Genomic DNA, 1,366 nt, shown 5'->3' on the forward strand with positions numbered 1-1,366 from the left:
GGTAGCCTCGAACACCATGAAATAGCACTCGTCCTCGTAATCGAACATCTGCCGCCCGCAGGGCGGACGTTCCCCTTCAATAGGCCCTGCCCAGCATGCGCCGTACTGGAGTCTCTGGAGACGACGCCTGAGCCCTCTCCACCTCGAAGACGTTCGACGCCGGCACCGTCCGCCCCCGAACCGCCAACGCGCCCCCCACAAGCAGGGCCACGGTAGCGAGGGCCGCTCCCGCGGGAAGCCACGGGGCGCGCCTCCGGGGCGGCCCCGGCCTGCTGGCCCGCTCGGTGGCCGCGGCGGCCGCCTCGAAGCGCGGCACCGAGGCGTGCTGGAGGCTCTGCAGCAGCGCCACCTCTCGCTTGTAGCGCGGGTCCTCCGCCGTCACCGCCACCTTCAACGCGAAGGGCCCGGCCTCCGAGTGCCCGGCTCTCTGGGCCCGGAACACCACCCCGAAGCTGCCCCGGTCGTGCCGCGCGCGGATGCGCCAGGGCCCCACGAGCACCCCGGGCACCAACTCCGCGTGCGTCCCTTCGCTCTCCTTCACCGCTCCCTCCTAGGTGGTTGGCAGCCAGCGACCTTACCCTGCAAGTAGCCTTGAGCGAAATCGTACCGAGTGAGCCGCAGCAGCCTGAAGGGCAGGAAGACGCGGCGGCATGCGCGGTCCGGCCGGACGTCACCTACGTGGACGCCAGCTCAGGCTGCGCCTGGGAGGAACCGAGCACGGACGGATACCTCATCATCGCGGCTCCTCCGACGTGGGCGAACGGAGCACGGGGCCCACCGCCGCGTAGCACTTGCCCTGGTAGTCGTAGAGCGTGTCCCCGCACGGGACTCGCTCTCCTTCGATGGGGCCAAGCCAGCACCCCCCGTTGATCTCCTTCTCTCCCCTTCGGCAGGGAGGTGTGCGCTGACCAGGAAGTGGCTCATTGGGCAGCGCCCTTCCGTAGGCCATCAAGGGGAACAGGAGCGAATCGCCATCTTCAGCGCTCGCGAGCGCCTCCTCCCCTACGCCGGCATCCCGCGTATCCGAAGTGGGGCTGCCTCTCCTCTCCAGCGTCCCGCTCCAGTCCCGAGTCCGGACGGTGCGCACCGCCAACGCGCTCCCCACAAGCAGAGCCACGGTCGCGAGGGCTGCTCCAGCCGGAAGCCACGGGGCGCGCCTGCGGGGCGGGCCCGGCCTGCTGGCCCGCTCGGTGGCCGCGGCGGCCGGCGTCGGCTCGATGGGGGCGCTGGCCTCCGGTTGCTGGGCGGCATGCCTCAGCGCGGCTGCCAGCGACGCGGCCCTCGGCCGACGCAGCGGCTCCTCGGCCAGGCACGCCAGCAGCAACGCGTCCAGCCCCGAGCTCACCGTGGCGAAGTCCCTGGGCGG

2 protein-coding genes are annotated in these 1,366 nt (G+C 71.7%); one reads left to right on the forward strand and one right to left on the reverse strand.

Annotated elements, in window-relative coordinates; genetic code table 11:
- Window positions 1-76: 76 nt before the first annotated feature.
- Window positions 77-541 carry a hypothetical protein gene (locus KY572_RS46820; protein WP_224250318.1) on the reverse strand — a complete coding sequence of 155 codons (465 nt, stop codon included), beginning with the start codon at window positions 539-541 and terminating at the stop codon, window positions 77-79.
- 487 nt (window positions 542-1,028) lie between these two features.
- Here KY572_RS46820 and KY572_RS46825 point away from each other — a divergent pair.
- Window positions 1,029-1,366, forward strand: a 338-nt coding sequence (locus KY572_RS46825; RefSeq protein ID WP_224250319.1) for a hypothetical protein, incomplete at its 3' end; no start/stop codon positions are given.

Source organism: Hyalangium gracile, assembly GCF_020103725.1.
Lineage (GTDB): Bacteria > Myxococcota > Myxococcia > Myxococcales > Myxococcaceae > Hyalangium > Hyalangium gracile.